Consider the following 25,626-nt stretch of genomic DNA (forward strand, 5'->3'; position numbering starts at 1 on the left):
ATAAGAGAACCGGGAGCAGACGCTTCGATTCGGAATACAAACCGATCAGCAGTCTTGAACATTTCGCTGGCCCTGTGTTAAGCAGCTATTTCTACGATACAAACAAGGCATCCGCCGTTGCTGGGTCAAGTGTCCCTACATAGAAATAAGCTGATGATGAGAAAGGCTTATTCCATGAACGGGGACGGTGGAGAGCGGATGGCGCAAAGCCGGAAAAAGACAGACACACGATTAACCGGGAGGATCGTATTCCCGGACAATCCGTCATACAACGCGGCCAGAATGGAGTATAACAGGCGCTTTTCGAAGTTCCCGAGGGTCATTGTCTTTTGCAGGAGGACCCAGGATGTGATCAACGCCGTCAAATGGGCTCGCGAGCGGGGCGTGCGGCTGCGAATGCGCAGCGGGCGGCATAGCTATGAGGGCTTCTCGACTGTAAACGGCGGTATCATTATCGATGTAAGCGAGATGAACAAGGTTAAGGTCGATCGCAAAAACAGGGTGGCCGTTGTACAGACGGGAAATCCGCTTGCCCGCGTGTACAGAAAGCTGTGGAATAAGCGTCTGGCGCTTCCGGCCGGGACTGCGCCCGACGTGGGTGTAGCAGGGCTAACCTTGGGAGGCGGGATCGGACTTCTGTCCCGCAAATACGGACTTACGTGCGATAACCTGAAACAAGTGAAGATGGTCGTAGCTTCGGGGCGGTATGGCGCAAAGACGATCGTAGCCAACGGGAAAAAACATTCCGACCTGCTGTGGGCATCGCGAGGCGGCGGGGGAGGAAACTTTGGCATTGCAACGGCCTATACTTTTCGGGTCAGACCGATCTCAACGGTTTCAATCTACAGCATCACGTGGAAATGGCGCGATCTTGAGAAGGTGCTGCCGGCTTGGCAGCGCTGGGCTCCGTCTGTCACCAACCGCTTGACTTCAACCATTGAAGTGTCTGCCAAGCAGGTGGGGACGATTGTCTCTACCGGGCAATTGCTGGGCGGCGCGGGGGAGCTGCGTCGATTGATTGGACCGCTCTTGCGGGCAGGCACTCCGATACAGGTGAGGGTGAAGACGGTGCCTTTTATCGAAGCGACCCGTTTTTTCGCCGAATCGGACCTGAATCTGGAACCGAAGTTTAAAATAACCGGAGCTTACGGGTATAAACCTTTGCCTCGCAAGGGAGTACGGATCATACGCGACTTTTTAGCCAAAGCGCCCAATAGACATTCTACCGTGTGGAGTCAAAGCCTGGGCGGCGCGGGAAGCGCGGTGAGTCGAGTAGCATCGACGGCAACGGCCTATCCTCATCGGAAGGCCGAGACCATCTACGAACTGTCGGCCCGCTGGAGGAACAACGGGGAGCAGCAGAGGAATACTCGGTGGGTGAAAAGGTTTCGCAGAGCGTTGCGCCCCTTCGTTAAGGGGGATTATGTGAACTTTCCCGATTTGCAGATCAAGAACTGGCCCAAGGCGTATTATGGGGCGAACTTCGGCAGATTAAAGCAGGTGAAACGAAAGTACGATCCGCATAATGTGTTTCGGTTCTCCCAGAGCATTCCGGTGGGCAACCGGGCGAGGAAACGGTAGTCCGCACACCCCTCTATAGTGGGGCCAAGAATTGTCGGGAGCGGAACAGCGGAGGATTTCAAAGAATTTTGCCGAATTCTATTTATAGGACGTTGGATTACCGCAGGATCATCATCTTTGTTCATTTTGGAATCGATCCTGGAGGGATTTCAGGTGATTGTGAAGACGAAACTGTACATCCCGCACAAACGCCATGATTCGGTGCCGCGGCCGAGGTTGATGCGCAAGCTGGACGAGGGGCTCGAAGCGAAGCTGATCTTGATCTCCGCGTCGGCCGGCTATGGGAAGACGACGGCGCTAAGCGAATGGGCCAGGCAGAGCGGAGTTGCTGTCGCCTGGGTGTCCCTGGATAAGCAGGACGACGAGTGGATCGCGTTCTGGACCTATGTGACCTCTTCCATTCAGGAGCAAGCTCCCGGCTTCGCGCAGACGGTTTTGCCGCTGCTGGCGAACGGACCGTCGGCGTCTTTCGCATCTTCGGAGCCTGCGGTCACGGCTATGCTGAACGAGTTGAATCAGCTGCCAGGCGAGCTCGCGATCGTGTTGGACGACTTTCATTGCATTGAGCTTCCCGAAATCCAGAGGTCGTTGAGTTATTTCGTGGACCGCTTACCCCCTCAGATTCATTTATATATCGCCAGCCGTACCGATCTGCCTATCCCGACTGCCAGGCTTATGGCCAAGGGAGAAATGCGGCAGATTAGGATTCAGGATTTACGTTTTCATCCGGAGGAAGGGCATGCTTTCTTCCGGAAGACCGCGGGTTTATCGTTGTCCAGAGAGCAGTTCGCAGAGCTGTACCATCAGACGGAAGGCTGGATCAGCGGTCTGCAGCTCGCGGCACTCTCCCTGAAGCGAAGCGATAATATTGCGGAATCCATCCGGCAATTCAGCGGCCATCAAACTCATATCTCCGATTATTTGCTGGAAGAGGTATACCTTCATTTACCGGAGTCCACCCGCGCTTTTATGCTCCAAACCTCCATATTAACCCGCATGAATCATTCCTTGTGCGAAGCTGCCACAGGCCAAGCGAACGCCCAGGAGCAGCTGGAGCGATTGGAACAGTGGAATTTATTCATAACCCCTCTGGACGATCAACGGAACTGGTACCGTTATCATCATTTAATGTCCGATTTTTTGCGACGAATGTTTATTCGAACCAATCCCGGACAATGGGCGCGAACGCATGTCCAAGCCGCCCGTTGGCTGGAAAGCCACGGATTTGAAGAAGAAGCAGCCGAGCATTATTTGGAAGGGAAGCAGTACGAGGATGTCGTCCGGGTCATCGAGAACAACCTTCAAGCCTTTTTGAAAAAGAAGTTTGCCGCGCTAAGCAGATGGATTCTGCAACTGCCGGAGAGCGTCATCTCGAAGCGACCCATGGTTGAAATGTTCTATCTGCTCCTTCTGATCGGAATCCGGCAATGGGACAAAGCCTCGGAGAAAATAGAGCGGGCCAAGCTTCGCTACGACGCGCTGCAAGGGACGATGGATGACGCGGAATGGAAGAACGTCATGGGCAATATCTGCTACCTGTGCGCAACTTCGAGTTATTTCAAGAAAGATCTGACCCAGGTATCGGACTACTTCGAGCTGGTCGACCAGTATGCGCCGGAAGGCAGCTTCTTGCAAACGATCGGGGACAATCGTTATAACGGCTACGATGAATTCGAGGACCATTTGACGTTTATTAACGACTATCATGGCGCCTCCGTATTTCTGTTGAAATGGATCACCCGGTGGGGGGACAGAAGAACGCATCCGTTTGCCGGCCGAATTCAAGCTTCTTACAGCAAGCTGCTCTATGAATGGAATCGGCTGGAGGAAGCCGAGCGTTGTATCGATCAGGTCCTTCGCCCCCAGGATGCGCCGCCCAACACGAGGAGCATGCTGCAGATTAACGTTAGCGCTTCGCGAATTCAGCAGGCACTGGGCCATCCGGTACAAGCGGCAGAGCTGCTGGAGCGGTTGAAGGTACAGATCGAATCTCCGGATTACGCGGTCTTTCTGCGAAAAATTGAAGCGGAGCAGGCTTGCTTGGCCGTACGACAGGGATCCCTGCCGGCGGCAGCGGAGTGGCTGGAACGATGCGGCATGACCCCGACGGATGAGATCCCGCTGAACGAAGCGGCCGAATATGCGGCTCTGGCCAGAGTGCTGGCTGCCTGCGGACGGATGGACGAAGCGCTGTCTTTGTCGGAACGGCTGCAGCAGCTGTTCTGGAAAGAGGATCGTCTTCGGGAGCGAATCAAGATGCTCATTTTGCAAAGCGTGACGCAATATCGCGGCGGGCAAAAGAATAAGGCGATCGGTTTGCTGGAGACCGCTTTGCGTTTGGCGTGGCCGCAGAGGTTCGTTCGCAGCTTTGTGGACGAAGGTCCAGTCATGGCGGAGATCCTTACCGCATACTTGAGCGCGCGCCAAGACGACCGTTTAAGGTCCGCGGCCTCTGTTCCGCCGGACTATGCCGTTAGCCTGCTTCAGGCTCTCCAGCTGTCTCGGCATCAATCGGCGGTACCGGTTCGGGCAGAGGCACGCCGCGCCAGGAAGCCGCAGATCGAACGGCTGACGAACCGCCAGATGGAGATCGTCCGTCTTATGGCCGAAGGGATGTCCAACAAGCAGATCGCGCAGGATCTGGATATTACGGAGGGAACGGTAAAAAGTCACGCCAACCATATCTATGAGAAGCTGGACGTCCGTACGCGAGTGCAGGCGATCAAGAAGGCGCGTGAGCTTCTCCTGTTGAACTAGGCGACAAGGCACGGAGTCTCCCGTCGGAGAGCTGTGCCTTTTTTTTAATGCGGCGGCAGTTGACTCGCTTCGACAATAGGCGGGTTTATTTGCATTTCTATAACTTTCTATAGATGTGCTCTTGTCGCTTATTCTTTAAAATTGGCGATGGCATAGTTGAATAGGGGGGACGGGCGTGCGTGGAATGAGACGTGTTACGGCCTTAATATTGGCTTCTTTGCTGGTGACGACAGGCTTGCCGGCACTGTCCGGCGGACAGGCTTACGCGGCTGGCGGCGGCCTGCTCGTTACGGTGGCAGGGACGGGGAATTACGGGGATTCCGGAGACGGCGGCGCGGCAACGGATGCCGAGATTATGTCGGCAATGAATATAGCCGTCGACAGTGTCGGCAATCTGTACATTGCCGACATTGAGGCGAGCAGAATTCGAAAGGTGGAGAAGTCGTCGGGGAAGATCAGCACGGTAGCAGGAACGGGAGTTGCCGGATTTTCGGGAGACGGCGGATATGCGGTAGATGCCCAAATCAATCGACCTTATGCGGTTGCGTTCGACAGCAAAGATACGTTATACATTGCGGATTCGAGTAACGGTCGCATTCGGAAAGTAGACTCGGAAGGTAAAATTTCGACGATTGCAGGCACTGGAGCGTTTGGCTTCTCCGGCGATGGAGGACCGGCATTGTTGGCCGAGGTGTGGGACCCTGTCGATTTAGCGTTTGACAGCAGTGACAATCTGTACTTTATCGATGGCGGAAATCACCGGGTTCGGAGGATCGATAAGGCAACAGGAGAAATCGACACGGTAGCAGGCAATGGATCCTTTGGCTATTCCGGCGACGGGATGCCTGCGACCACGGCTCAATTGAATCTTCCGTACGGGTTGGCGATCGATGGCAACGACAATTTGTATATCGGGGACACATATAGCCATCGCGTTCGAAAAGTCGATCATAGGTCGGAGATCATCAGCACGGTAGCGGGAACGGGCGATTTTGGCGATTCTGGCGCAGGGGGATTGGCAACCGAGGCGCTTATGTTCTCGCCAATGGGATTGGCTATCGATAGAAGCGGCAATCTGATTATCGCAGATCTAGATAATTATCGTGTTTACAGAGTGAATCAATCTACGGGTATCCTTACGATAATCGCAGGTACGGGTACCGCAGATTGTGCGGTCAACGAAGGAACAGCAGCGGAGGTTGCATTATGCTATCCATTCGGCGTAGCGGTTGACGGCGACAATAACGTGTACATTTCACAAGTCAACTTCATTAGCAGAATCGATCCGTCCGACGATGCCGACTTGAGCGGCTTGACGTTGTCCGGCGGCACCCTGAATCCGACCTTCGCATCGAACGAGACAAGCTATGCGGCAAGCGTACAGAACAGCGTGTACAGCTTAACGGTAAGGCCGACGTTGAGCTACGCGGATGCATCCGTGACAGTTGGCGGTACGGCAGCGACCAGCGGCACGTCATCCGGATCCATCAACCTGGGCGTGGGGGATAACACGATTCCGATCGTCGTAACGGCGTACGACGGCACGACGAAGACGTATACACTGACGGTAACGAGAGATCCGAGCAGCGATGCAAGCTTGAGCGGCTTGGCGCTGTCGAGCGGCAGTCTGAGCCCGGCGTTTGCATCGGGCACGACGGGATATGCGGCCAGCGTGGCAAACGGCGTGAGCAGCATAACGGTTGCGCCGACGACGAGCGAGAGCAACGCGACGGTGACGGTAAATGGCGTGGGCGTGGCAAGCGGAGCGCCGTCCGGTGCAATCAACTTGAACGTGGGAGCGAATGCGATCCCGATCGTGGTGACGGCGCAGGATGGCGCGACGAGGGACGAGTATACCGTGACGGTGACGAGAGAAGCAGCAGCGCCGGTTGGCGGAGGCGGGGGCGGTATCAGCAGGAGCAGCGACGCGCGCCTAAGCGGGTTGACGCTGTCCGGCGGCAGCTTGAACCCGGCGTTTGCATCCGACACGACGAGCTATACGGCAAACGTAGCGTACAACGTGAGCCGCATTACCCTAACGTCGATAACAAGCGACCGTTATGCAGCGGTCAAGGTGAGCGGTACGGCTGTGCCGGGCGATGCGGCATCCGGGGAGATCGTTCTGAGCATAGGGGACAATCCGATCGCGGTTACGGTTACTGCCGAGGACGGCACGACGAAGACGTACACGATTACCGTAACGAGAGCGAGCGGCGATGTCCCGCCGCCTGTCTCTCGGGGGGCGTTGTTGAACGAGAAGATCGCGGACGCGTCGAAGGTAAGAGAAGCTTCGTTGGCCGCGCTTCAAACGGCCGCGTACAAGCCGTTCGGCGACGTGAAGGCGAATAGCTGGAGCTTCGAAGCGATCCGGGCCGCCCAGCGGTTGGGCATCGTTCAAGGGAGAACCGACGGGAGCTTCCATGGCGGCGATTCGATTACGCGCGCCGAGTTCGCGGCAATGGCAGCGAACGCGCTGCATCTCGATACGGCAAGCGCGGCAAACGGCGTGAGCACAACATTTTCCGATACGAAGGGTCACTGGGCGGAACCGGCCATTCGCGCTTTGACCGCTGCGGGCGTCATTGAGGGCATGGGCGACGGGGCTTTCAAGCCGAATAGGCCGATTTCCCGGGCCGAGATTTCGGCCATTCTGGCCCGGCTCATGGTTTTCGACGAGCCTGCCGGCAATGTCTCTTTCACGGATACGACCGGCAGTTGGGCGCGTCAATGGATCGAACTGCTGGCTGGCGTCGAAGTGGTGAAGGGCGGAGGCGACGGCAAGTTTAATCCGGGCGCCCACGCGACGCGCGAACAGGCGGTCGCCATGATTCTTCGTATGCTGACTGTCTGCCGCAACGTCGATCTTCAATGGGGAGATTAAGGAGGACCATATGAATCGATTGCGATCGTACTTGGGAACAAGATTTGCTGCTAAGCTCGCGGCTGTCCTTCTATCGATTGCCCTCCTGGGTACGATGATGCCGGTAACCGCGTTGGCGGAGGAGGTCGTTGCCGCATCCGATATTACGATCGGAACGGCGGCGCCGGTGAACGGGGCGGCTATCTCCGACGGAACGGTCTCGTTCAGCGGAGGAACGACGGTTGCGACCTGGTCATCGGACGGGACAAGCTATGCCGCCGCAAGCGGAACGTTCGCGCAGAGCACCGTTTACCGGACCCAATATGTGCTGACGGCCAACTCGGGTTATGTGTTCGATCCGGCAGCCGGCGTATATCAGCAAGGCGGAGCCAGCGACTTGACGAGCAGAATCGCCAACTTAGGCTCGGGGACGTTCACCGCGACCGTAAGCCAGGGATTCTCGCTGAACGATACGCTGACGATCGTGATCACGTGGCCCGATGCGACGATCGAGCCCTCGGATGTCGCGATTGGCACGATCGCTCCGGCAGCGGGCGCGGCAATCGCGGACGGCACGAATACGTTCAACAAAGCCGCGGCCGTGATTACTTGGTCCGACAACGGCACGGTTTTCGGTGCGGCGAGCGGAACGTTCGCGGCCGATACGTACTATTACTCGAAATACGTCATTACCGCCAACGAGGGGTACGCCTTCGACACCACGAACCGAATCTACCTGGATGGAGCAAAGTCGTTAAAGGGACGCATTGCCCATCTGGGCACGGGCTATTTGGCGGGAGCAAGCGTATCGACAACGGCACGGCCTAATGACACTTTGACCCTCGTCGTAGGTTGGGAGTCGACCGGCGCAGGATCGGGGCAGATCGTCATCGGGGCCTCCGATATTTCGATCGGCACGGCTGCTCCGGTGCCATCCGGCGTCGCGGCGAATGGAACGAACATGTTTAATCATGCGACGGCAACCTATGTGGAGTGGAGTCGAGAGACTCCTTTTGCATACTTGGATGAGGGAGATCCATTCGTCTCCGGGGCGACTTATACAACGGAGTATGCGCTCAAGGCGGCGAGCGGCTATACATTCGATTCGGGCTCGGCCTACTTGAAAGGCGGGACCAGAGATCTGTCGAGCCGCATTGCGAATCTTGGATCGGGTGCGTTCCAGGTATTTGAAGGTTCTGGAGGCGAAGAGATCTATATTAAGGTCACTTGGCCCCAGACAGGGCTCCTCCTGCCGAACGATATCTCGATCGGCACGCTGGCGCCGGTCGCGGAGGCAGCGGTGGCGAACGGCGCCAATACGTTCGGTCATGCCGCGGCTGAGATCGATTGGTCCGCAGACAACGGTATGACCTACAATCCGGCGAGCGGCACCTATGCCTTCACAACGACTTATAAGACGAAATATGCAATTACTGCGGAAGCCGGCTATTTCTTCGATTCCGCAGCGGGTGTATACGAAGCGGGGGGAGCGAAGGCGTTGACCAGCCGCATCGCTAATCTCGGATCGGGTACGTATACCGCGGTCGTGTCGGGCGCTTCGAGCGATACGTTAACGATCGTCGTCACTTGGCCGCAGACCGCTGCGGCGCCGTTCACGATTCTGGAGGCATCGGGAATGTCCATCGGCACGGTCGCTCCGGTAACGGGGGCGAACATGGCAAACGGCACGAACGCTTTTGCGCATACGGCGGCAAGCGTGACTTGGTCCGCTGACAATGGCGCGTCCTACGCTTCCGCGAGCGGTGCGTTCGCGCCCGGCAAGGCGTACAAGACGAAGTATGTGCTGATCGCAGAAGCGGGATACGCATTCGATCCGACGGCGGGAGCCTACGATTCGATCCCGATCCCGAGCTTGGGCTCAGGCACGGTCTCTGCGCAAGTGTCGACGACAAGCACGTCCAACGATACGCTGAAGATTACGGTGACTTGGCCGTCGACAGCGGCGGCGACGATCGCTGCGAACGAGCTCATGATCAAGACGATCGTGCCGGTAACCGGCGCAAGTATGGCGGACGGCGCCAATACGTTCCCGCATGCGACCGCGAGCGTTGCCTGGTCAAGCGACGGGGGCCTCTCTTATGCGGCGGCAAGCGGAGTCTACGCGCCGAATACGGTGTACAGGACGAAATACGTGCTGACCGCTGACGGCGGCTATACGTTCAATTCGGCGATGAATGCCTACAATGCCGTTGCCGTCGAGAATCCGGGCGGAGTTGTGCTCAGCGCAGACGTGTCCACGTCGGGCGTGTTCAACGATACGTTGACGATCGAGATCACTTGGCCGGCAACGGGCGCAGCCGAGATCGTGCCTGCGGATATCTCGATCGGAACGATGGCGCCGTCGACGGGCGCGACTCAGGCGAACGGGACGAATGCGTTCGCGCATGCGGCGGGGGTCGTGACCTGGTCAAGCGACGGGGGCGCTTCCTATGCGGAAGCGGACGGCGCATACGCCGCGGCTCAAGTCTATAAGACGAAATACGTACTGACGGCTATGGAAGGTTACGCGTTCGACTCGGCGGCGAGCGTCTACGAGAAGAACGGAGCGAGAGATCTCTCGGGCCGAATCGCCAATCTCGGCGCAGGCGCATTCTCCGCGACGGTATCGACGGCGAGCTCGTCGAACGATACGTTAACGATCGTGATCACATGGCCGGCTACGGGAGCGGCAATAATCGTCCCCGCAGACCTCTCGATCGGTACGGCGGCTCCGGTGACGGGAGCCGCCCAGTCGGACGGGAGCAATAGTTTCAATCATGTCTCTTCAAGCATTGCCTGGTCTGCCGATAACGGCGTCACGTACGAGCCGGCCGGCGGGACGTTCGCCATCGGGAAGAGCTATAGGACCAGGTACGTGCTCACCGCCGCGGCGGGCTATCAATTCAACGCGACGGCGGGAGCGTACGATGCGATCAGTATCGTCAACCTGGGGGCGGGCACGTTCACGGCACAGGTGACGACGACAAGCACATCGAACGATACGCTCACGATTATTGTCGCCTGGCCGGCGACGGAAATTGCCGATTCGGTCAAAATCCACATCGGCAATACGACCGATTTCCGCGCGTATTCAGGCAGCACGCTTATTCCCGAGCAGGGGCTCGTCGTCTCTGCAGAGAACGACTACAGCATTACGCTCGTTAACGAATCCATCGATACGACGAACCCGTCCGCGCCGCTCACCGCCGCGATGGTCAAGAGCATTTTCGTCAGGGACAGTCTCGGCAACGAGGTGCCGATGAGCGTGCAGACCGTATCGACCGGCGTCGCGCAAAATCACCCGTGGAGCTTACAAATTACGATCGATCGCAATGCGACGGCGGCGGCCAGGCTGATTACGGTAACGGTGAATACCGATACCGCTCGGCGAATCGATATTCGTAATCTGATCGGATTCACGAATCCGACGATCGAATACTTGTATCCGACCCTGGGAGGCGTCAGTCCTTACGAATACGGCAATTATTATTATTTTCTAACCGGTGATCAGTTAAAGCTGCAGACGACGTCGAGCGGGCTGATTCCGGCGGGCGTGCAGATTGTGGGCAAAAATACGTCCAAAACGTCGCCCGTGACGAATACGCTGTTCGACACGACGAACTATCGATTCGGTTACACCTTCTCGATGCCGAGCGAGCCGATCTTCCTGTCCGTGACCTCGACGGACGGAAAGGCCGCGCATAATATCGCGGTGCAAGCGACGATTCCAGGCGTCTTAACGCCAACACTGTCCGGCGGTCCGCAGTTCGTGCAGGCGACCGCAAGGGCCCCGGCGACGGATTATTCCGGCGCTATTATCACCGTCGATCCGGGAAGCTATAATCGTCGAATGTACAAGGTTACCGGGGTCGAGGTGCGCTCCGACCTGCTGAACGTTGCTTTGCCGGTAACGCCTGACGGCGACGGCACCTATTCGTTCGTGATGCCGTTCACCGACGCGAACGTTACCGTGCTGGTCCAGAAGATCGTATCCAACCCGATCGAGACGGAGATTACGACGAATGCGAACGCGGAAATGACAGTCGCACTCGAGGAATATTATCCGGGCGATACGATTGACGTGCAGATCGTGAACAAGGATCCGGCGAAATACGCGGCCAATGTGCAAGTGTACCGGGTGTCGGGGACTTCCAGCACCTTCGTCAAGCAGGTGCAGCCGGCCAACCCCTACGACTCCAGAATGAATGTCGGCATTATGCCTTACGCGTCTACCGCCCAACTGACGGCCGGCGCGACGTTAAAAGTCGTCGCCAGGTTCGAGAACGTCTCGATGCCCGTAACGACGGCAAGCGCAGCGCAATTCTCGAACTATCCGGCCAGGGCGAACTTGAACGAACCGATTACGTTCAGCTTCACGCCGCCGAGCGACGCAAGCAAAATCTACAATCCGGTCGTCCGCTTCCGCGACAGGCTGAACAACAAGGCCGTATATGCCTGCACGTACGTGAGGTCCGATTCGCAGGATCAGACGAAGAGCGTATACACCTGTCCGGCCGTTACGAAGAACAGCATCGATCTGGTCGAATTGCTGTACGATGCGATCGACACGGATTCTCCGGCCGCAGGCGGCGCGCCGGGCGCAACGAAGCTCAGGAATATCGCCTCCGTCTCGCCGAACTCCAGATTGGCGGGCCTGTTCAGAACCATCAACGTATTCGGAACGAATATGAACGGCCAAGGGCAAGTGTTCATCGGCACGTCGCCGAATCCGACGGTGACGGCTGCCGTAACGGACGTAACGGCGACCTCTCTCGTCGTCCAGGTTCCTTCCAATATGCTGTCCCGTACGATGGACGTTACGTATTACGTGTCCAGCAACGGCGTACAGCGATCCGTGACGATACCGGCCGCCGAGAACTTGAGCCACATCAAGTTTGGTTACATGGCCGTAGTCTCGGACAGCCAATTCAATCATTCCGTCATCGTCTCTGAGAGCGAGAGGGACTTGACGCAGCAGTTGGGCGATCGTACGCCTGTCCTGACGATCAAGGGCAGCTTCCCGGCCAACGCGAACATGAGGGGCGAATACGTGTTCAGCGGCACGACGATCCTTAATGGCGGCGTGGCGGTCTATCTGCCGAACACGCAGAGCTTGCTCAATGTGCGCGACGATCTTGACGGCACGGTCAGGCTGACGATGGAAAAAGTCAACATGACCGCAGGCTCGTTCAGCATCATGTCAACGTCAGACGGCTCGATCAGGCTGGATAAGGGCATCGAGTACATCTCCGATTATGCGAGGGATGAGGACGGGGAGCTGGAGGATCCGGCCAAACGGAATATGGAGGTCTCCATCCGCAACCAGAACAAGCTGACCGTTGTGGGGAGCGGCATGCAGGCCGGCATTACGGGGGCCACGCTGCTCGGCAGCGCCGTCATCTTCGACGGAAGAATTTATTTCGGCATGGCGCTGCCGGGCAGCGACACGGTGGGGATCGACCTGAACATCGATCGGCTCCAGTACGGCATGGACGATCAAGGGAATCTGAGCTTCCAAGGGGTGACGGCGGACGGTTCCTTCACTCCGGGCACGGAGATATCGAAGAAGCTGCTCGGCGGGTTCGGAATTAACGGCAGCGCGGCAGGCTCGATCGATACGTTCAACGGCAAGTACGCTGTCGCATTCGACGTAGACGCCAAGCTGGCGAATTTCGCGTCGAGCTTGAGCCTGAAGAAGAACAGCGAGTCCGGGCGGTTCATTCCCGACTCGATCAAGATCATCGTCGGATTAGAGAACGGAATTCCGGTAACGCCGATGACGCCGATCGCGAAGCTGACAAGAGTCGGCGGCGGCGTCTCGGGCCTGGCGGACACGATCAGCGGCAACTATACAGGCATCGCGCCGATCTTGATTTTGCTCACGGGCGATTTTGAAGTCGGAAGCCTTATTCCGGGCGCCGGCCTGCTCGAATTCAGCAACGTGGAGCTCGCGATCGGGCCTTCCCGGATTGAACTGTCCGGGAATCCGACCCTGCTGAAGATGTCGATCTTCGACAAATTCCAGGCTGGCATCTACGTGACCCAATCTTCCGTATCGTATCAAATGCAGATTGCAGCCAACATTCTGAAGAACTTCTCGGTCATTCTGGCTGGCGGCAACGCCAACCTCACTTATTACAGAAATAACGGCTTCAATTTAAATGGGCAGCTGCGCGGAAGACTTCAGGTGCCGGAGATCGAAGTGGGGCTGTTCTCCATCGGTCCGTATACGCTGCTCGACAGCGACGTCGGGCTCAGCAATACGAACGCCTACGCGTCGTTCAGCCTTCTTGGTTTCGGACTTAAGGTGAACTATGCGTTCGGCAGCGGCTCCGTCAGCGTGGGACGCCGCAGCTTCGCTCCGGCGCAGACGGGACCGGCAGGACAGACCGTGTACGACGAGAATGGCGCCGCCCTCGGACAGATTAACGCCTTCTCCAACGTGCGGCTCGTCGCGTCGAGCGGCGGTTCGCCAAGTCTGCTAAGGACGCTTGCGGTTGAGCCGGCGATATCGACGAACGCCGAGGGAACGGAGCATACGGTGTCGTTCCCGGCGGGCCTGACGGAGGATTATGCGGTACTCGTATCCGCCGATCCGGACGATCTTCGCATTCTGGACCCGAGCGGCAGCCCCTACGGCTTGACGTATCCGGGATCGCTGGAGGACGGAACGCCTTATTACGACGATCCTAACGCGAATGCGGCGGTCGTGTCCGCGAGCACGGTCATGATTCGCCTGGGCGCGGAAGCGGGCGATTGGACGATTGCTTCCGGCCAGCCGTTCGACAGCTCGATTATCGCCATTGCTCCGGTTCCGAAAATCGCGGGCACTTCCTATGACGCCGGGGCGGGCAAGGTAAGCTGGGATTTGTCGGGTCTGGATGCTTCGACGGAAGACTATCAAGTCGAAGTCCGTCTGTCGACGGACAACGGCGACGATCCGAACGCCAGGAGCGCGGGTGTGCTGGTCCACACGTCCAGCATCGACGCTGCGGATGTAACAGACAGAGCGGCATCGGGCAGTTATACGTTCACGGAGCAAGATTTGAACTATCTGCAGAGCGGTCAGTATTACGCGAGAGTGACGCTGATCGGAACGCCGATGTCCGATGCCTCCAGATCGATTCCGTATGCGAGCAGAAATGCGAAGCAGGCGATGAACGTCGTCAATCCGCTCGCGCCGGGTTCAATTAGCGGCGTAACCGTGTCCGCGGGCGGCAACGGCACGATCCATGCGGCGTGGAGCGCAGTCTCGGATGCGGACGGTTATCTTGTTCGGTTGTACGATGCCGACGGCAATGCAGTCATGTCGCCTTTGACGTACACGGACGAGATCGGCAGCGACGGCAATCCGACGGGCAATCGGGTCGTGCATGCCGGTAGACCGATCGAGTATCAAGTGGCGGCCGAAGACGAAGCGAACGGACAGATCGGCCTCCGCTTCGGCGGAATAGATCCGGGCAACAGCTATAGACTTGCCGTCACGCCGTTCGCTTACGCGGACGACGCGGAGATGAACTCGTCCTATATTTACGGCGCGACAACGGTGACGAATGTCGTCGACGTTCCGCTAGTCAAGAGTCCTAATATTCACGTTAGACCTAGCGCGGGCGTCATTGCGAACGATTCGCTGTTGGGCAAGGTGCTTACGGTAGGCGGCGACTTTACGCTGGATGCCGCGACCACTTACGTGAGCGCGGAGGACGGACAGACGCAAGATTTGGGTGTCAGGTTCACCGTATGGCAAAGCGACGGAACGATCGACGAAAACACGAATCTGCCGAGGTTCGTTCAAGTTTACTCCAGCATTGATTATGAGAATCGGATTTCCGTGCCGATTATCGTCGACGGAGATGCGGGATCGACCCTGCTGCGAATCGTCGCCGAGAACGATCAAGGCGACGTATCCGAGTACGGGCTGGCTGTCCACTACAACCGTCTCCCGCCTGCCCTGTTCGTCGAGACGGGAACGGACGGCAGGATCGCCGCCGATTCGGCCGGGCGTTACCGAATTGCAGGCAGCACGCTTCCTTACGCGACCGTGATGGACGACCGGGGGAATCGCACGACGGCGGACCATGAGGGGCAATTTAGCTTAAGCGGCACGCTCAGTTCCGGTACGCAAGCTTACAGCACCGTCACGGCTATCGATTCCTTGGGGAACGTCGCGCAAGACGATGTCTCGATCGTTGGAGGCAGCCAACCGGCTAACCCGGGATCAGGCACGGGCACGAATGGCGGCGGCACGAATACGGGCACGAATGCGGGTTCCGGCAGCGCGCCTGCGACGGAAGACGGACAAACCGACAGTCCAACGGACAACGGAACGCTGGCGGAGAAGACGTTCAAGGACGTGCATATCGAAGCGGCCTGGGCCGAAGAGGCAATCGAGCGAGCCTACAAGCTGGGCATCGTATCGGGCCGGACGGCGGATCTATTCGCTCCGAACAGCCATACGAGAAGAGACGAAGCGATCGCGATGCTGGTCAGAGCCCGGAAGCTCGCGATCGGCAAGCAAGCCGATCTGGACGCTGCGGCGGCGCACTTCGCCGATTGGCACGAGCTGGCGCAGTGGAGCCGGCCTTACATTGCAGCCGCTTATGCGAACGGACTGGTGACGGGCAAGCTGCGCCAAGGCAAGCTTTACGTCAATGGAGCTTCGCTCGTCACGCGGGCGGAAGCGGCGGTCTTGTTCCAGAACGCTTACCGTTTGACGGCGGACGTCGGCAACCGCAAGACGTTCGGGGACCCGATCCCGTCTTGGGCCGCGAATAGCGTGGATATTCTGTCTTCCCACGGCGTGATCAACGGGTATCCGAATTCGACGTTCCTGCCCGCGTCCAACGCGACGCGCGCGGAGATCGTAGTCATGTTAATGCGCCTGATCGATCGGCAGGAGAAAGACGCGCCGGCCAAAGACGAGTAGAACGAGCGGCAAGGCAAATCAAAGGCCCGTATCTTCCTTCCGGAAGTACGGGCCTTTGAGGCATCTCCTCCGATATGCAGCCGCAGCGAGACGCGTAGGGAAGATCGGGGCCGCGAGTCACAACCGGTGGAGCAGTGGAGCCTTTTTTCGCCGATCCTCAGATCGCCTGATATATATCGGCCACAAAGGCCAAGCCCGCCGGATTGGGGTAGCCGGAAAAGTTGCTGTAATTGACGACCTGGAAGGAAACGATCACCTTATAGGAGCCGGGAAGAATCGGAGCGGTCACGACGGAGTAGAAACGAATGCTTTGCCAATTGTAGGGCGGACTTGTTTCAACGGTTACGCCGGTGTTCGGATTCATGCTTCCATCCGTAAGCAAGGCGCCCATGGGGGGAGCGGAAATGATTTGATTGGTGGCCGCGTCCACCAAGTCGATCTGCGCCTCCAAGGCGTTATCGGCAAAAGCATTCAGATTGATCACCAACTGGGACGCTGCGTCGAGAATGAAAGGGTTCGAGGAGATGGCGAAACCGCGAGTCTGGCCGTCGCTGGTCGTGTTGTCCCAGATGTAAACCGGATTGGGCGTGCCGCCGAAAGGCGAGTTGTCATTGGCGAATTTCTGCAGGTTCGGCCACCACATATATAACTGCGGTTGTTCGGTGGCAACCTGCCCGATACCGGAAATAGCCACGAGAACAGCCGAATTTCTATCGGTGGTGATATACACGGAAGAAGGGTTGCTGACCAAACGTTGAATGGGCGTCACAGGGGCGGTCGGAGTCGGCGGAGCCGGATTAGCCGTCAAAAACGGCGTATAAAGCACCACGTTCGACGGATCGGTAATCGTCTGTCCCGTCCCGGGCCCGGTTCCGTTGTAGTTGGGGCCGCTCGGGCTTCCCCACCAGTTATTGGTCGCATCCAGCGGCCGGTTGGGCGGAGTGTCGTTATAGCTGGCCGCAGCGACATTCAAACCCGCCGATTGATTCCCCTCTATGGAATTATCCTTGGCTCTAATATTTTGATTCGGTATCGGGGAGAAAATGTTGTTCACGCTGATTCCGTTCCCGGTGCTGCCGCTAAGAGTATTCCCTTCAATCTCCGTGATATTTGTATTTCCGCCGATGAAGATGGCGGTTCCTTGAGTGTCGATAAGTCTGTTGTTCGCGATTTTTACGTTAGTGGAACCCGCCAAGGTAATGGACGTATCGTTCAAAATATCGTTATTGGTCACGATCACGTTTGTGGAGTCATCCGTTATGTTAATAGAAGCGTTCTCGCGATGCCCCGTGAAAAGATTGCTGTCAATGAGTACGTTGATCGCGCGCGTAAAGAGGCCGTTTCCGGTGGGGCTGACATTGTCCCGTATCAGATTTTGTCTGACTTGGGACGTCGTCGTTCCGCTGTTCGGCTCCAAAAACACGCCAAGCGTATTATTTTGAATAATATTGTTGAAAATCCAATACCCGCTCACGTTTCCCGCATGCATACCGTTGCCGGCCGGGTTTCCTTGAATCGTGAACCCGTCGATGACGGCATTGTTCGCGGAGATGCGAAGAAGCGTGCTCCCCGTGCCGGTAATAATGGATTCCGGAGCGCCGTTTCTTGTTCGTGCGTCGATCCCCGCTTGAGCGCCTAATAGCTGGATCGTTTTATTTACGTTGATGCTTTCAGTGTACGTTCCCGGAGCAACGCGGATCGTATCATAGTCCGATGCGCTATTTATGGCCGCTTGAATCGTCGGAAAATCCTGCGGCACTAAAATTAAGTTTGGCAAAGGGATAACCTCCTATAAAACCGATATATGAATAAATTCACAAATCGGTCCGGACGGATGCGGATTTTTGAGGGAAAGCTTATCGTCCGAAGGCCTGTTCGGGGTCGCTTCAGCTTTTTCCGATGAGGAGGTAATCCCTGCAGCTGTTCGCAATGTGACCGAGCGCAAAAATCGCGGCGAAAACAAAGAAGAGGATGGAATGCAGAACGATAGAGGCAGCGAGAAAATAGAGACAGGGAAACACGGCCATCGGAACCGGGATGCCCAGCATCGGGGCGAGCAGGCGAGCATAGCTCCTGTCGCTGCGGAGATACTCGATCCAGCCCCAATAATAGAAGAGAATCGCGGCCAGCATAACGATCAGCGAGATCGTTTCATAGCTTCGTTCGGCGCGCATCGAATAAAACAATGGAATGACCATGACGCCGAGCCTGCCGATTGCTTCACTTGCCTTAAGAAGGAGGTTGGCGGTTCGCCGGGCCGGCGGGTTTGTTGGCGGAAAGCGGACAAAAACGAGGTTGGGCAGCAGAATCAACAACGGAATAAGCAGACTGGCCGGATGAAGCATGCGATCTCCTCCTTCGCGTGACCGTATCATTATACAACCTTTGGAAGGAACTGTCCGTGAGCAATGTTGCAGAAACGCTGCAGAAATTGACAATCATACATCGAAGCCATGTTTCGCCCGCAGAAATAACGAATGGCAGCCGGTCGGACCGTTACGGTCCGGGCCGCTGCCATTTAGATGAGAGGAACGGCGTTCGTCGTTCGCTTTCGGATGCGCTTAGCCTTTGAGACCCGTTGTGGATATCCCTTCCACGAAGTACTTTTGCATGGTGAAGAAGAGGATCAGGCTCGGAATCAGGGCCACGACGGACATCGCGAACAAGGGTCCCCAGGCGGAATCGGCCGTGGAGTCGAGGAAGAGGCGCAAGCCGAGCGGCACCGTGTACAATTGAACCGAGTTAATGTACAGAAGCTGCGAGAAAAAGTCGTCCCACGTCCATACGAAGGAGAACAGGGCGGTCGTAATGAGCGCGGGAACCATAAGCGGCATAATGATCCGCCAATAAATCTGCCCGGGGCCGCACCCGTCGATTCGGGCCGACTCGTCGAGATCTTTCGGCAGTCCTCTGATGAACTGCACCATCAGAAATACGAAGAAGGCTTCGGTCGCAAGCCATTTCGGCGCGATCAAGGGCAAGTAGGTATCTACCCAGCCCAATTCCCGGAACAACACGTACTGGGGAATGATAGTGACGTGATGCGGCAGCATGATCGTTGTCAGCATTAGCGCGAATAATACGGTTTTGAAACGAAAGTTCAATCGGCCGAAGGCGAATGCCGTCAGCGAGCAGGAAATCACATTGCCGATCACCGCGAACAGGCAAAGCACGATCGAGTTGATCATGAATGTATGGAACCCGTTGCGCAGGATGCCTTTCCACCCGTCGATATAGTTTTGGATCGTGAATTCGGCAGGCCAAATCCGTTGGTCGGAGAAAATCAGGTAACTCGGCTTGAACGAGCTGGCAATGAGCCACAGAATCGGGTAGAGCATGGCGAGGCCAAGGCCGAATATGAGAATATGCAGCAGCCAGGCGCGACGAATTCGCGTTATCTCCATCTCAATCGCCCCCATCCCCGTAATTGACCCAGTACTTGGAAGACACGAACACGATAGCCGTAAAAAATCCGATAATGAACAGCAGCACCCATGCCATAGCGGAAGCGTACCCCATCTCGAAAAGCGTAAAGCCCTTCATGTATAAATACAGCGTATAGAACAGCGTGGAATCTATGGGACCGCCGGTGCCGCCGCTTATAATGAATGCCTGCGTGAAGGCCTGAAAAGCCGTAATCATCTGGATAACGATATTAAACAGCAGGACCGGCGTCAGCAAAGGCAGCGTAAGATTGAAGAACTGGCGAATTCTCCCGGCGCCGTCCACCCGGGCGGCCTCATAGAACTCGTGGGGAATTTGCTTTAATCCCGCAAGAAAAATGATCATCGTCGAACCGAACTGCCAGGCGGACAGGACGACGATCGAATAAATCGCATACTTGGGATTGGATACCCAGTCCGGTCCCTGATAACCGAACAACGTGAGCAGCGCCTGATTAAAGACGCCGTTCCCGCTGAACATTTTCTTCCACAGCACCGCAATCGCCACGCTGCCGCCCAACAAAGTGGGGATGTAATAGACCGTCCGGTAGAAGGCGAGTCCGCGCAGCCCTTTGTTCAACAGCATCGCGACGGCCAATGCGAACAGCAGCTTAAGCGGCACGGAAGCAAGCACGTAGATCAGCGTGACCTTCAACGATGCGGCGTACCGCTGGTCCTCGAAAAACATTATCCTGAAGTTGTCGAGCCCGATCCACCGCGCCCCAAGCAGCATGTCGTAATTCGTGAACGATAGATAGAGGGAACTGACCATGGGCCCGAACGTCAGGAAGATAAAACCGATCAACCAGGGCAATAAAAATAAAAAGGCGGCCCGATCCTGCCGCCAAAGCTTCCCGGACGGCGCTTTGGCGTTCTTCTTGATCGCGGGACGGGCGGCCGTCGACGTACGCGTCACCTGTATCCCTCCTTCCAAGCCTTCATGCAGGCGGCTCCTCGCCAGCGGGCTCCGGCTGTAAAATTCGTTCGATTTCCGCAAGCTCTTCGTCCGATAACGGCAAGTTGTCCAACGCGGCGACGGCATCATCGATTTGACCGGTCCGGCTCGCTCCGATCAGAGCCGATGTCACGGTATCGAAGCGAAGCGCCCAAGCCAGCGCCAGTTGGGACAGCTTCTGCCCGCGGCGCGAGGCCGTGTTCTCCAACGCTCTGGCCTGATCCAGCACACGTTTGGTCAAATCCTCCGGCTGCAGGAAGACGCTCGAACCGGCGGCTCTGGAGTCGGCGGGAATCCCTTGCAGATAGCGATCCGTCAGTATCCCTTTGGCCAGAGGGGAGTAGGCGATGCAGCCGATTCCCTCCTCCTCGAGCACGCCCAGCAGTTCGGCCTCGGGCCCGCGGTCGAGCATCGAATAGCGCGGCTGATGAATGAGGCACGGCGTTCCGAACCGTTTCAATAGGGCCGACGCTTGCCGGGTGCTGTCGGCATCGTAATTGGACAGACCGACATACAGCGCCTTGCCCTGCCGTACCAGATGGTCCAGTGCGCCCATCGTTTCCTCCAGCGGCGTTTCCGGATCGAAGCGATGGTGATAGAAAATGTCTACGTAATCCAGCTTCATGCGGGACAGACTTTGATCGAGGCTGGAGATCAAATATTTCCGCGAGCCCCAGTCGCCGTAAGGTCCGTCCCACATCGTATAGCCGGCCTTGCTCGAGACGACGATTTCGTCGCGGTAGGGACGCAGGTCCGCCGCGAGAATTTGGCCGAAGGTTTGTTCGGCCGATCCGGGCGGAGGCCCGTAATTGTTGGCCAGATCGAAGTGCGTAATCCCCGCGTCGAACGCATGGCGGATAAGTCCGCGCGCCGTCCCGTACGCGTTCGCGCCTCCGAAGTTATGCCACAGTCCCAGCGAGATCGCCGGAAGGCGAAGCCCGCTGATGCCGGAACGGCGATACCGCATTCTTCCGTAGCGGCCGCTCGCGGCTTGATACATGCTGCTCATGACTAGCGCACCTCGTTTTCCATTTCGTCGGGAAAGGCCGGCAACCGCTGCGCTTGCCGGCCCATTCGTTCATTCCGGAGTTATTTCAGAGTGTCCGCGGCGGCCTGATACACTTCCTTCGCCGCTTCGGCGGCCGTGGATCTGCCGAAAGCGACTTTCTGGGCGGCGTTCGTCAATGCGCCGTTCCACGCTCCCGCCGGCATTTGCTTCGGCAGGGGCTTGGCTTTGGCGATGACTTCTTCGAAATATTCCATCATTTTCAGTTCCGGCGGCGTAAGCGTCGGCTTGATCGCTTCCCTCGCTTCCGCCGAGATGGAGATGCCGCGGTCGCTGCCCAGCACCTTGGTCGCTTCCGGATCGTTGATCATGAAATCGATAAACATGGCCGCCTCTTTCGGATGCTTGGAATTGGCGCTCACCGTGATGAATTGTCCCGGGTGCAGCCATTCCCCTTCCTCGGCGCCGGGGCCGCCGGTCGGCAGCCTTCCGAGCTCCAGCTCATCTTGCGTGGCATCCTGGAAAGCCGGCAGCTGGTTCAAGTAACGGAACACCATGGCGGTAAGCCCCTCGATCAGCGTGGACGTCTCGGCGCTCAATTCGACATGGGCGGCGGCGATTTCGGCCGTCGGGATAATGCCCTCCTTGCGGAATCGGTCCCACATGGCGAACCAATCCTCCGCGTCCTGTTCGGTAAAGCCGACTTTGCCGTTATCGTTGATCGCTTTCCCTCTCTGGCGCAGGAAGTATTCAAAATACTCGTTCAGGTTCGATTGATCCGCGAAGGCGTATTTTCCTTTGCCGAGCTTGGCGACGAGTTCCTTGCCGAACGCCTCCAGCTCGTCCCAGTTCATCGTCTCGGGGAACTGCAAGCCCGCGTTTTCGATCATCGTTTGGTTGTAGATCATGCCGATTCCGTTGTTGCCAAGATTCAGTCCGATGAGTTGGCCGTTGTAGCGGCCCGGATTGATGAACGATTCCTCGAACTTGTCGATCTGGATTTCGCTGCCGACGTAAGGCGTCAAATCGCGCAGGATGCCGCGTTCCGCATAGTCGCCGTAGTCGTTGCCGAGAATGATCAAATCCGGTTCGCTTCGACTGGCCATCTGCGTTTTGATTTTATCGCCGAATACGTCCTGGGCCAGAAATTCGGACGCTATCGTAATATGGGGATACTTCTTCTCGAACAATTCGATCACTTGCAGCGTTAAGTCCGCTCTTTTCTGATTGCCCCACCAGGTCATGCGAAGCTCGGCTTTCTCCGCAGGGGGCTGCGAAGCCGCCTGCTCGCCCGAGGACGACGATCCGCCGCCGCTGCCGGGCTGAACGGAATTCTGGTTGTTGCCGCCGCATGCCGCGAGCACCAGGAGCAGCACAAGGGCCAATAATCCGGTTGACTGAATACGACGCATAAGAATACAACACCCCTTCATTTTTTTTACAATCGGAAAGAAGCTTCTACGTCTTTGGTTATAGGAAAAATCTAACAATTTACATTTTTTTATAGCTAAAAGTAATAATGCGAAAAATCAAACAAGCGATTTCGCGATGTTCCCGTTAAATCTGCGCAATTGCTCGATCTCTCGCCGATGCGTCTCCTTGAAATCCGCGATTCTTTTGGTGCGGCCCTTTAAGGTCAAGTTCACGCCGTCCAGCTGCATATAATATTTGGCGCTGGTCGGATAATGCCGGCCTTCGAACAGGCAGGATGCCCCGAGGTAATCCTGAACAAGCTGCGCTTGCTCCGGCTTTCCGCTCCAATTCTCTGTAAGCCATGCGTACAAATCGGGCTGGAAGTTCGCCAGAATGCCGCTGTAGCCGTGGCCGCCGGCCTGCAGCGTTTCCAATACGTGCGGGTTGTTCGCGACATAGAGGTTGAGTCGAGTCCCCTTGACTGCCGCGATCTTGGCTTTGATCTGTTCAAGATTGTTGCTGCATTCCTTCATGAAGGTGAATCTCCCGGTTTGCGCGCACCATGCCAGCAGCTCGGGCGACAGCAAGCGCTGATACGGATTCGGGCATTCGTACAGGCCGAACGTCACCTCGGGAAAATCGTTCAATATTTTCTCCGCATTGCGTTTCCATACCGCTTCATCCTCGTCTTCCGCCGCCAACCGGTTCGTGACGAGCACGAAGGCGTCAACGCCTGTCGCCGAGATGCGAGCGATCTCCTCGGACTGTTGGCTGTAGGCGTCGGCGACATGGCCGGAAGCGACCACGGGCACCCGTCCGCCCGCTTTTTCCCGCACGAATCGGGCGACGGCTACCCGTTCCTCCAGCGTCAACTGCACCATCTCGCTGGACTGGCAGACCGCGAACAGACCGTGCACTCCTTTGCGGATGTACCATTCGATCATTTGCTCCAGCGCCTCGTAATCCACTTCGTAATCGTCCGTGTAAGGCGTCAGCATAACCGGCCATACGCCGTTCGGCAATGTTTCGCTCATTTGCTATACTCCTCTGCACCTGTATTGGACGCGGCTTTATGCGTCTTGTTTCTGGCGTATATCTCGTTGATTTCCATCGTAATCCGATCCCCTCCGCCTCTGCGCCAGGCGGCCGCGGCATCGTCAACGCTGTCCAGCGGAAGCTCTCCCCGAATAATCCGGATTTGCACGTCGCGATAAGCTTCTTCCAGTTTCTTGTAGTACCACCGGTAAGCGAGCGACAGCACCTCCAGCCCGCCGGCGTCGTTGACGTACGGATATTTGGCGTTGCGTTCGTAATAGCGTCGGTTGAACTCTATTTCTTCGGGAAGAGAGTAGACGTAACCGACCGCAATGTCGCTGCGAGAGAAAAACCAGTTATCCAGCAGCCTGGGGAGATCGCTGTCCGTCAGCGGTTTCTTGGTCGCGCTTCCATCCTCGTTGATTTCGAAGTGAAGGCCTTCAAAACCGTTGCGCATGATGAACGTGCCTTCGTCCGTCGCCCACCAATCGAGCAGCGCCAGGATCCGCTCTTGCTTGGCCGGCTCGATTCGTCCGTTAATGACGCTCTTGTTCACGCCTTGCAGGTTCGTCGGATTGCCTCGCTGCCCGTTCGGACCGATCGGCGGCGGCAGTTGGACAAGCCGGGTGCCGGGATGGCTTCTTTGCAGCAGCAACTCGTCGCTCTTCAGCGAATCCGGATGGCTCGTCAGGATGCCTGTGCGTCCCGACTGAAAGTCATCGTAAATGTTCGTAAAGCCCTTTTCCCTGAAGTTGCGATCGAGCAGTCCTTCGGCGTACAGCTTGCGCAAAAATCCGAGGAAGGCCTTCATCTCCGGAACTTGCGCGTACTGCGAGACGAGCCTGCCGTCCTGCAGCGCCCATTCGTTCGCCAAGCCGAATGCCGCCCTGAGCTGCGCCGAGTTGGTCTGGGCCTCGCCCGTCAGCAAGTTGGTAACGGACAACCCGTACGTATTGCTGATGCCGTCGCTGTCGGGATCGTACAGCGCGAACGATTGTACGATCGTGTAAAATTGATCGATCGTAAAGCTGTCTTCCTCCGGAATCCCGAGTCCGAGCTTCTCCAGCCAGTCGGCGCGAATCTGATAGCTGTCGCTGTTGGAGACGACGTTGACCGGAATGCCGAACAGCGCTCCTTCCGGATTAAGCAGTCTCCAGGTCCCAACGGAGAAGGCTTGCGACAGATGGGAATAACTGTCCAACACCGGCTGCAAATCCATGAAGACTCCGTCGTCCTGCCAGTTTACGAACATGTCCGGTTCGACTTGGAACATATCCGGCAGCTTGCCCGACGCCGCCATGACGTTCAGCTTGTCTTTGTAGGATTCGCCATCCGTCCACTGCAATTGGAGATCGATGTTGAACTTCCGGTTCAAGTACTGAATGGTGGGATGATCCTCCCGCCATCTGAGTCCGCCTTCCCAGGAGAAGGGCATTAACGTAAGGGTCAGATGCTCTGCATATTGCGGCTTCGGAGCGGGCCTGGCGGCGTAACGATCCGCATTGCCGGGCATTATGCCGCATCCCGGCAGCCACAGCGCTATGGCTGCCCATGACATTGCGACGGTCAGAAACGTTGCTGCAATCGTTGTACGTCTCATGCTGTCCTCCAATGGCCACCTTACATTTATTATGTTAGCAAACGGACGCC

12 protein-coding genes are annotated in these 25,626 nt (G+C 57.1%); 4 read left to right on the forward strand and 8 right to left on the reverse strand.

The genetic code is table 11. The features are described from left to right. Window positions 1-198: 198 nt before the first annotated feature. From ACFFT4_RS31265 to ACFFT4_RS31280, 4 genes are all read left to right on the forward strand, one after another. Entirely contained in the window at window positions 199-1,581 is a 1,383-nt protein-coding gene (locus ACFFT4_RS31265) for an FAD-binding oxidoreductase (RefSeq protein WP_378053083.1), read from the forward strand. A gap of 153 nt (window positions 1,582-1,734) precedes the next feature. Continuing rightward, window positions 1,735-4,338, forward strand: a complete 2,604-nt coding sequence (locus ACFFT4_RS31270) for a winged helix-turn-helix domain-containing protein (protein ID WP_378053043.1) — start codon at window positions 1,735-1,737, stop codon at window positions 4,336-4,338. A gap of 184 nt (window positions 4,339-4,522) precedes the next feature. Then, window positions 4,523-7,219: a cadherin-like beta sandwich domain-containing protein gene (locus ACFFT4_RS31275; protein WP_378053044.1), complete on the forward strand. Its 2,697-nt coding sequence runs from the start codon at window positions 4,523-4,525 to the stop codon at window positions 7,217-7,219. A gap of 10 nt (window positions 7,220-7,229) precedes the next feature. Then, the gene (locus ACFFT4_RS31280; protein WP_378053045.1) at window positions 7,230-16,124 is read left to right on the forward strand and encodes an S-layer homology domain-containing protein; all 8,895 of its coding nucleotides are present in this window, start codon (window positions 7,230-7,232) and stop codon (window positions 16,122-16,124) included. A 157-nt stretch (window positions 16,125-16,281) separates the two neighbouring features. Here the strand turns inward: ACFFT4_RS31280 and ACFFT4_RS31285 are convergent, their stop codons facing one another. From ACFFT4_RS31285 to ACFFT4_RS31320, 8 genes are all read right to left on the reverse strand, one after another. Further along, window positions 16,282-17,598 carry a right-handed parallel beta-helix repeat-containing protein gene (locus tag ACFFT4_RS31285; RefSeq protein WP_378053046.1) on the reverse strand — a complete coding sequence of 439 codons (1,317 nt, stop codon included), beginning with the start codon at window positions 17,596-17,598 and terminating at the stop codon, window positions 16,282-16,284. Window positions 17,599-18,010: 412 nt separating this feature from the next. Then, window positions 18,011-18,469 (reverse strand): hypothetical protein, encoded by a 459-nt coding sequence (locus ACFFT4_RS31290; RefSeq protein ID WP_378053047.1) that lies wholly within the window; start codon window positions 18,467-18,469, stop codon window positions 18,011-18,013. Between the two features lie 216 nt (window positions 18,470-18,685). Then, entirely contained in the window at window positions 18,686-19,528 is an 843-nt protein-coding gene (locus ACFFT4_RS31295) for a carbohydrate ABC transporter permease (protein WP_378053048.1), read from the reverse strand. 1 nt (window position 19,529) lies between these two features. Next, the gene (locus ACFFT4_RS31300) at window positions 19,530-20,450 is read right to left on the reverse strand and encodes a carbohydrate ABC transporter permease (protein ID WP_378053085.1); all 921 of its coding nucleotides are present in this window, start codon (window positions 20,448-20,450) and stop codon (window positions 19,530-19,532) included. Window positions 20,451-20,505: 55 nt separating this feature from the next. Further along, window positions 20,506-21,531, reverse strand: coding sequence for an aldo/keto reductase (locus ACFFT4_RS31305; protein ID WP_378053049.1), 1,026 nt, complete (start codon window positions 21,529-21,531; stop codon window positions 20,506-20,508). Window positions 21,532-21,611: 80 nt separating this feature from the next. Next, window positions 21,612-22,940 (reverse strand): ABC transporter substrate-binding protein, encoded by a 1,329-nt coding sequence (locus ACFFT4_RS31310; protein WP_378053050.1) that lies wholly within the window; start codon window positions 22,938-22,940, stop codon window positions 21,612-21,614. A 117-nt stretch (window positions 22,941-23,057) separates the two neighbouring features. After that, window positions 23,058-23,975, reverse strand: coding sequence for a dihydrodipicolinate synthase family protein (locus ACFFT4_RS31315; RefSeq protein WP_378053051.1), 918 nt, complete (start codon window positions 23,973-23,975; stop codon window positions 23,058-23,060). Next, window positions 23,972-25,576 (reverse strand): extracellular solute-binding protein, encoded by a 1,605-nt coding sequence (locus ACFFT4_RS31320; protein ID WP_378053052.1) that lies wholly within the window; start codon window positions 25,574-25,576, stop codon window positions 23,972-23,974. Before ACFFT4_RS31320 ends, ACFFT4_RS31315 begins: the two co-directional genes overlap by 4 nt. Window positions 25,577-25,626: the final 50 nt, after the last annotated feature.

The organism is Cohnella cellulosilytica, assembly GCF_042431195.1.
Lineage (GTDB): Bacteria > Bacillota > Bacilli > Paenibacillales > Paenibacillaceae > Cohnella > Cohnella cellulosilytica.